6 protein-coding genes are annotated in these 7,967 nt (G+C 74.0%); 4 read left to right on the top strand and 2 right to left on the bottom strand.

The window, feature by feature from the left end; genetic code table 11:
• The first annotated feature begins 135 nt into the window (after positions 1-135).
• Both ABZW03_RS32740 and ABZW03_RS32735 read left to right on the top strand, forming a co-directional pair.
• Positions 136-558, top strand: a complete 423-nt coding sequence (locus ABZW03_RS32740) for a hypothetical protein (RefSeq protein WP_355266475.1) — start codon at positions 136-138, stop codon at positions 556-558.
• Positions 555-2,720 carry an NACHT domain-containing protein gene (locus tag ABZW03_RS32735; RefSeq protein ID WP_355266473.1) on the top strand — a complete coding sequence of 722 codons (2,166 nt, stop codon included), beginning with the start codon at positions 555-557 and terminating at the stop codon, positions 2,718-2,720. Before ABZW03_RS32740 ends, ABZW03_RS32735 begins: the two co-directional genes overlap by 4 nt.
• Before the next feature lie 14 nt (positions 2,721-2,734).
• On the opposite strand, the gene ABZW03_RS32730 is transcribed toward ABZW03_RS32735, so the two are convergent.
• Positions 2,735-4,102 carry a hypothetical protein gene (locus ABZW03_RS32730; RefSeq protein WP_355266470.1) on the bottom strand — a complete coding sequence of 456 codons (1,368 nt, stop codon included), beginning with the start codon at positions 4,100-4,102 and terminating at the stop codon, positions 2,735-2,737.
• Between the two features lie 84 nt (positions 4,103-4,186).
• Entirely contained in the window at positions 4,187-5,812 is a 1,626-nt protein-coding gene (locus tag ABZW03_RS32725) for a S8 family serine peptidase (RefSeq protein WP_355266468.1), read from the bottom strand.
• Positions 5,813-6,045: 233 nt separating this feature from the next.
• On the opposite strand from ABZW03_RS32725, the gene ABZW03_RS32720 reads away from it, so the two are divergent.
• Positions 6,046-7,353, top strand: a complete 1,308-nt coding sequence (locus ABZW03_RS32720) for an aldehyde dehydrogenase family protein (protein ID WP_355266465.1) — start codon at positions 6,046-6,048, stop codon at positions 7,351-7,353.
• A gap of 63 nt (positions 7,354-7,416) precedes the next feature.
• The coding region (locus ABZW03_RS32715; RefSeq protein WP_355266462.1) for a maleylpyruvate isomerase family mycothiol-dependent enzyme at positions 7,417-7,967 on the top strand (551 nt) is incomplete at its 3' end.

The raw sequence follows: 7,967 nt of genomic DNA, 5'->3' as shown, positions 1-7,967 counted from the left end.
CGCCAGCACCAAGCCCGGAACAGCCACTACAAACGACGAGGCCACAGCCCGAAAACCGAAGCCTCATCACGCTAAGCACCGTTGCAGTACTAGGGTCGGTGCACCGACAGACCTTTCCTGCGGAGGGAGCGGAACATGGTGGGCGTGGAGCTGGCGGTCGGCTATCTCTTCGCGTGGGCGGTGCGCAAGGCCCGCCGCGTGGCGGGCCGGATGGACGCGGAGGTCGACCAGGCGCTGGATGCCGGGATGGACCGTCTGCACGAGGTAGTGGTCTCCCGCCTGGACGCCGAACCGGCGCTGGAATGGCTGACCGAGGAGGCCGACGACGGCCTGCCGGAGCCGACCCGCAACACCCGGCGGCAGCTGGAGCGCGCCCTCGGGGACGCGGCCGCGCAGGACACCGCGTTCGCCGGGGAACTGCGGCAGGCCGTCGAGGCGGTGCGCGCCGCCGATCCGGGCCGGCCCGGGCCCACGCTGAGCGGGAACACCTTCAACGGGCCGACCGCGGTGCAGCTCGGCGACCACGGCCGCCAGGACAACCACTTCGGTTCCTCGTGACCGGTGCGCAGGCGCCGGGCAACGGGCTGACCTTCGTCATCAACGGCCCGGCCGGCGTGGTGGTCGGCGACCACGCCGTCCAGAACAACTACTTCTCGCTGCGCTTCCCCAGCCCGCTGGAGACGGCCGCGCAGACCCTGGGCAAGGTGGTGCTGGAGCAGTGGCGGCAGGAGGCCCATGCGCGCGGTCTGGACGGACCGGACCTGATCCCCGTCCGGTGGCGCGTCCAGTACGAAGGGGAGGTCGGCGACCACACCCGTCTGGCAGGGGATCCCGGCGACGGAGACGCCGCCGGCCTGGCCTCCTTCGCCAAGGCCTTCAAGGAACTGCCGCAGCGCAGGCTGGTCGTGCTGGGCGGCGCGGGCAGCGGCAAGACCAGCCTGGCCGTCCTCCTGGTCATCGAGCTGCTGTGGCGGATGGCGGAGAGCGATCCCGTCCCGGTCCTGCTGCCGATCGCCTCCTGGCGCCCGCGGGTGGAGCACCTGTACACCTGGCTGGACCGGCAGTTGCTGCACGAGTACCCCCACCTGGACCAGGAGACCGTCTGCCTCCTCCGACAGGACCGACGCATCCTTCCCGTGCTCGACGGCCTGGACGAGCTGCCCGCCGCCGAGCGGCCGGAAGCCCTGGCGGAGCTCAACTCCGCGCTCAGGGAAGGCGACCCGCTGGTCCTGACCTGCCGGACCGGCGACTTCGTCAGAGCGGCCCGTGAGACGTCCGTCCTCCGCGAGGCCGCCGTGGTCCAGGCCGAGCCCCTGACCGCCGAGGAGGCCTCACGGTACCTGCTCGGCAGCGCCACGCCCCAGCACCAGCCCCGCTGGCGCCCGCTCACGGACGCACTGACCGCGGACCCGTCCTGCCCCGCGGCCGAGGTCCTGACGGTTCCGCTCATGCTGTGGCTGTGCCGAACCGCGTACGAGCGCCCGACCCCGGACGCGTTCCCCGGGGACCTCGCCGACCGGAGCCGCTTCCCCACCCCCGGGGCGGTGGAGAGCCACCTGCTGGACTCACTGGTCCCGTCGGCCTACCCCGCCGGTCCGCTGCCGCCGCCGACATCCGGCCGGAAGGAGCCGCGCAGGTGGCCCGGGGAGCGCCGGCGCCGTGATCCCGAACAGGTGTCCCGCTGGCTCCGCTTCCTCGCCCGGCACCTCGAACAGCGCGGCACGCCCGACCTCGCGTGGTGGGAACTGGGCACCGCCGTCCGGCTGGTGCCGCGCATGGTCATGACCGGGATCGCGGCCGGGGCGTGCGTCGGACTCCTCATCGGGCCCGCCGACGGGATCGTCACCGCCTGGAACGACACCAGGTCGTCGCACTCCGTCGTGACCGGGCTCGCGGACGGGTTCCTCATCATGGTGGTGGACGCCCTGATCAACGGCGTCCCCGCCGCCGTGGTCTTCGCACTCGCGCACGGGATCGGGTTCGTGTTCCGGGGCGGGGCGCTGGAGCCGTCCCGGGTGCGGATGCGCCTCGGCGGCAGGTCGGGAGGAGCGGCCGCACGGTCCGGTCCCGGGATCCTCGCGCGGGCCGGAATCGCGCTCGCGGCAGGGCTGGCCGGCGGGGCCGGGATCGGCCTCCTGGCGGGGTTCACCAGGGCCTTCCTCGAGGGGAACCCGGAATGGCTCACGGTCGGGCCGGTGAACGCGGTGCTGTACGGGGTCGTGTTCGGCTTCCCGGGCGGCCTCGCGGGCGCGCTGATGGCCTGGCTCGAAGCCCCCGTCGCCATCGAGTCGGCACCCGACCCCCGCGACCTGCTGGGCATGAACCGCCGGACCCTGTTCCAGCAGTGGCTCATGTTCGCGCCGCTGCTCGGGCTGCTGGTCGGGATCAGCGGCTGGGCCCTCCACGAGGTCCTCGACGGGTCCCTCTGGGGCGTCGACCTCGTCTGGGGCCTCGCGGCCGGGCTCAGGTTCGGGATCCTCGCCGCGCTCGGGGCCGGGCTCGGGACCGCCCTCAGCCTGACGGCCTGGGGCCAGTGGACGGTCCTCGCGCACGTCTGGCTGCCGCTGACCGGGCGGCTGCCCCTGGCGGCGATGACCTTCCTGGAGGACGCCCATCGGCGCGGAGTGCTGCGCAAGGTGGGCGCGGTCTACCAGTTCCGCCACGCCCGCCTCCAGCAGCACTTCGCCCGGCCGGTGGGGCCGCGCCGCCGGTCCGCCTGAGCAGGACGCCGCCGTTACGCGTGCGCCCCGGCGGCGGCGACCGCGAGCGCGGCCACCTGGGGCTTGCGGATGTCGGAGTGCGCGCCCGCGAACGGCTGGCCCGCCACGTCGTTGATGACGGCCGCGGCGTTCACCCGGTAGAAGGTCCCGGGCACGAAGCCGTAGTCGCCGCCGCCGGCCGCCGGCATCAGCCGGTCCTCGGCCGGCGCGACGGCCTGGTACCCGTCCGCGCCCATGCCGCCCCAGCGCCCGGCGGCCTCGGCCTCGGAGTCCTGGCGGGCGAGGAAGGAGGCCTTCGGGTACCACACGCCGACCGCCCAGTCGTGGACGGTGTGGGTGGAGACGAGCGGCCCGTGCACCCGGTCCGCGACGGCGTTCAGCGCGCCCGCGCTGCCGAAGGGGTTGTCCTGGGCGTGGGCGAAGGACCAGTGCGAGAACGCGCCCTGGATCAGCAGCAGCGAGGCCACCGGGCTGTCGGCCGGCGCACCGACCCCGGCCAGGGCGAAGGAGACCAGCCGGGCACCGAAGCTGTGGCCGACCAGGTGCACCCGCAGGGCGGGCGCGCGGCCGTGCAGGGCGGCGAGCAGCGGGCCGAGGCCGGCCCGGCCGATGTCGCCGGCCCGGGCCTTCATGACCGAGAACGAGAGCACCCGCAGCGCGTCCTTCGCCCCGTTGACGGCGTTGTGGAACCAGTCGCCGAGGCCCTGCGTGGAGGAGCCGGGCGGCGCGCTGCCGAAGGCCTCGGCGGTGGCCTGGTACGCCGTCCGCGGATCGGCGTCCAGCAGCAGCGCGGTCTCGCCCGAGTCCTCGAACTCGCCGTGCGGCGCGGGCGGCGGCACCAGGGACTGGAGCAACGCGTGGATCCGTACCAGGCGTTGCTCCTTGGCCGCGTCGGTCTCCCCCGTACCGACGGCCGCCTCCGCCTCGTCGATGAGCCGGCCGATCTCCGTCACCGCCTGCCGCTGCGCCGGGTCGGCGAAGCCCTCGGCCAGCGACTCCGCGATGTCGGCCCCGGAGACGGCCGCCGTCCCGGCGTCGGGGCCCGCCACGGCGCCGCCCCCAGCCTGGGGCGCGGCGACCGCCGTCGGCGGGGTCGCCGGCGTGGGCGGGAACCAGAGCGAGGGCCAGAAGACGCCCGCGAACCCCACCGTGCCGAGGTTCGCCGCGCCGCTTCCGGCGTCCCGGATCATCGGGAACATCTCGCCGTAGAGTCCGCGGGCCTGGTCCACGGAGTTGCCCCAGCCGTGGCTGAACACGAACAGGTCCGTCACCCCCTCGGCCGCCACCTCGTCGAGGAAGCCACCCGCCGCCGGCGAGGCCAGCACCCCGTTCTCGTCGAAGACGAGGTCCCAGACGGGCTCGCCGGTCGGCAGTCTCCTCATCGCACTGGACCTTTCGGGTGACGGTTCACCGGTTCGTCGGTTCGCCGGTTCGTACGCTCGTCCATTCGTCCATTCGTCCGCTCGTCAGACGTTCGCCAGCATCCGCATCAGGTCCACCAGGCCCGCCCCCTGCGCGTACCGCTCCCGGCCGAGGTCGGTGGCGGAGGCGGTGAGCAGGCTCTTGACCTGCCGCGGCCGGCCGATGAACTCCGGGCGGGCGGAGAGGAACGCCGCGATCACCCCGGAGACGTGCGGCGCCGCCATCGAGGTGCCCGACTGCTCCGCGTACGTCAGCAGGCTCTCCGGGGACCGGTCCCCCTCGGCCGGGGTCAGCCCGGCGGTGGCCCGGACGTTGCCGGTGGCGGCCGAGGCGATCCACTCGCCGGGCGCCACGACGTCGGGCTTCATCCGCCCGTCGAGCGTCGGCCCCTTGCCCGAGGTCCAGGTGACGCCGAACGCGTGCGGCGCCTCCCGGTGGGTGGAGCCGACCGCGATGCAGTCCTCGGCGTGGGCCGGCTCGGTGATCGAGCCCATGACGGCCGAGGTGGTGGCCTCCCGCTTGGCGCCGAAGTTGCCGGTGGAGACCACCACGACCACGCCGGAGGCGACCACCTGGCCCACCGCCTGGCAGAGCGGCGACTGGCCCGCGGCGTACTGGTCGGGCTGCCACTCGCAGCCGAGGCTCATGTTGACGCCGTGCACCCGCAGCACCGCCGGGTCCACGTTGACCTCGGTCCGCAGGTAGGTCAGTGCGCGGATGACCGCGCTGGAGGAGGTGACGAAGGTCCCCTGGCGGCTGAGCCGCATGACCTTGATGCTGACCAGTTCGCAGGCCGGCGCCATCCCGGACAGCCGGTCCGCGCCGGCCCGCGCGACGTAGCCGCTGTCCCCGGGCTCGTCCGGCGTCGCCACCCGGGGCGTCATGCCCTCCGGGGTGCAGCCCGCGATGATGCCGGCGACGTGCGTGCCGTGCCCGCTGTCGTCCACCAGCGGCGACGCCGGGCCGGGGCCCTGGGGCGCCGCCGGGTCCTGGCCCGCCGCCCCGCCGGCCGGCTGCACCGAGGGGTCGTTCGGGTTCACCAGGAAGCTGAAGTCGCGGTGCAGCCCGCTGGTCCGCCCGTGCGGCAGTTCCTCGCCCCGCCCCTCGGCGGCGAGCTCCAGCTGGGCGAAGTGCGGGTGGGTCGCGTCGATGCCGCTGTCGATCACCGCCCACACGATCCCGCCGCCGCGCGCGTCGTACGCCCGCCAGGCGGCGTTGGCCTTCACGGTGGGTGCCGAACGGTCGATCTGCGGATACAGCGCGTAGTCCGGCCACACCCGGAAGATGATCGGCGGCCGCCCGCTCCGCACGGCGGCCTCGCGGTCCTCCGCCACCAGCTCGCCGAGGTCCGCGCGGGAGAGGACGGTCTGGTACAGCTTCGGCGCGACCAGGGCCAGCCCCTGCGGCACCTCGGGCTGCACATGGCTCCCCGAGCTGACCTCCTCGGGCCACCACCCGTGGGAGCGCCCCGCGTAGTGCCCCCAGAGCGCGTAGAACTCGTCGCGGACCACCTGCAGCCCGCCGGGGTAGCGCAGGTTCAGCTCGATCAGCATCGGCACCTGCTGCTCCGCGTCGGCCTCCCCCGTGCCGCGGAGCGCGAGCCCGGGCGGGGCCAGGTTGAGGTCACCCACGATGGGCGACCGGAAGGGGCTCTCGGGCTCGTACGCCATGACCGTTCCCCTCTCCCCCGGCGGCGGCCGGGGCGACCGGCCCCCTCGACACGACCACCCCACCTGCGAGTGTCGGCCGCGCCCCCACCCCCTGCAACTCGCCGGGTGACGGACGTCCCCGCCGGGAGATGATTGACAAACTCAACCTTTCATCCCTAGGCTCGCTATTGCTTCAGATGGTGAAATTTCCACCCGGAGCACCACCCTCCCCACCTCGAGACCGCGAGACCCTCATGACCGACGCCATCCCTTCTGTGGTCGCCCGCCTGCGGGCCGAGTTCTCCACCGGCCGGACCAGGCCGCTCGCCTGGCGCCTGGAGAAGCTGGCCGCCCTGCGCACCCTGCTCACCGAGCAGGCCGAGGTGTTCCAGCAGGCCCTGCACGCCGACCTCGGCAAGAGCGCCACCGAGGCGTACCGGACCGAGATCGGCTTCACGCTCAACGAGCTCGACCACACCGTGACCCACCTGGCGCAGTGGCTGGCCCCGGAGCCGGCCGCCGTGCCGGAGGTCTTCCGCCCCGCCGAGGCCCGGGTGGTCCGCGACCCGCTGGGCGTGGTGCTGATCATCGCGCCCTGGAACTACCCGATCCAGCTCGCGCTGGCCCCGCTGGTCGGCGCCCTGGCCGCCGGGAACACCGCCCTCGTCAAGCCCAGCGAGCTCGCCCCGGCGACCTCCACGGCCATCGCCGAGCTGCTGCCCCGCTACCTGGGCGAGGAGACCGTCGCGGTCGTCGAAGGCGCCGTCCCGGAGACCACCGCCCTGCTGGAGCAGCGCTTCGACCACATCTTCTACACCGGCAACGGCGCGGTCGGCCGGATCGTCATGACGGCCGCCGCCAAGCACCTGACCCCGGTCACCCTGGAGCTGGGCGGCAAGAGCCCGGTCGTGGTCGACCCCGGCGCCGACCTCGCCGTCACCGCCCGGCGGATCGCCCGCGGCAAGTTCCTCAACGCCGGACAGACCTGCGTCGCCCCCGACTACGTCCTCGCCGTCGGCGACACCGCGGCCGGCCTGGAGAAGGAACTGGCCGACGCCGTACGCGAGTTGTTCGGCGAGGACCCGGCCGCGAGCAGCGAGTACGGGCGGATCGTCAACGAGCGCCACTTCGACCGGCTCACCGCGCTGCTCGACGATGGACGGACGGTCGTCGGCGGCGAGCACGACCGCGCCGCGCGCTACCTCGCCCCGACCGTCCTCGCCGACGTCCCGGCGACCGCCCCGGTGATGCGGACCGAGATCTTCGGCCCGATCCTGCCCGTCCTCACCGTCCCCGACCTCGACGCGGCGATCGCGTTCATCAACGAGCGCGACAAGCCGCTCGCCCTGTACGCCTTCACCGAGTCCGCGGAGACCAAGCGCCGGCTGGCCGAGGAGACCTCCTCCGGCGCGCTCAGCTTCGGCCTGCCGGTCTCGCACCTGGCGATGCCCGAGCTGCCGTTCGGCGGCGTCGGCGAGAGCGGCATGGGCCGCTACCACGGCGAGTACTCGATCGAGACCTTCAGCCACGCCAAGGCCGTGGTCGACAAGCCGCTCGTCTGATCCCCCCGGCCCTGCCGATCCCCTGATCCCTCCGCCCCGCCGATCCCTCCGGAGCGACCGCCCATGACCATGACCCCGCCCGAGCACGTCGCCGCCGTGGCCGCCGAGACCGCCAGGTTCGCCACCGCCGTACGGTCGGCCGACCCGGCCACCCCCGTCCCCAGCTGTCCGGACTGGACCCTCGCCGACCTCGTCCGCCACACCGGCAGCGTCCACCGCTGGTTCACCGTCCTGCTGCGCCGACGCAGCCAGGAGCCGCCCACCAGCCGCGACGTCGACCTGAAGCTCCCCGAGCGGGCGGAGGACTACCCGGCCTGGCTCACCGAGGCCGGCGCGGAGGCCGACGCCGCCTTCGCGGAGACCGACCTCGACGCCCCGATGTGGGCCTGGGGCGTCGACCAGCACGCCCGGTTCTGGGTGCGCCGGATGCTGTTCGAGACCCTCGTGCACCGCGTCGACGCCGAACTCGCCCTGGGCCTGCGGCCCGAGATCGACCCGGACCTCGCGGCGGACGGCGTGGCCGAGTTCCTGACCAACCTGCCGCACGCGACGCTCTTCGCCCCGCACACCGCCGAACTGCGCGGCGACGACCGCACGATCCGCTTCACCCGCAC

Origin of the sequence: Kitasatospora sp. NPDC004799 (assembly GCF_040609095.1) — a bacterium.
Taxonomy (GTDB): domain Bacteria; phylum Actinomycetota; class Actinomycetes; order Streptomycetales; family Streptomycetaceae; genus Kitasatospora.
The sequence above is the reverse complement of the archived record's forward strand: the minus strand, read 5'-3'. Positions and strand labels throughout refer to the sequence as shown.

Bases quoted from the DNA above. Each gene is read 5' to 3' on its own strand.
- ABZW03_RS32730 (WP_355266470.1), bottom strand. From the start codon at position 4,102: ATGAGGAGACTGCCGACCGGCGAGCCCGTCTGGGACCTCGTCTTCGAC.
- ABZW03_RS32725 (WP_355266468.1), bottom strand. From the start codon at position 5,812: ATGGCGTACGAGCCCGAGAGCCCCTTCCGGTCGCCCATCGTGGGTGAC.
- ABZW03_RS32720 (WP_355266465.1), top strand. From the start codon at position 6,046: ATGACCGACGCCATCCCTTCTGTGGTCGCCCGCCTGCGGGCCGAGTTC.
- ABZW03_RS32740 (WP_355266475.1), top strand. From the start codon at position 136: ATGGTGGGCGTGGAGCTGGCGGTCGGCTATCTCTTCGCGTGGGCGGTG.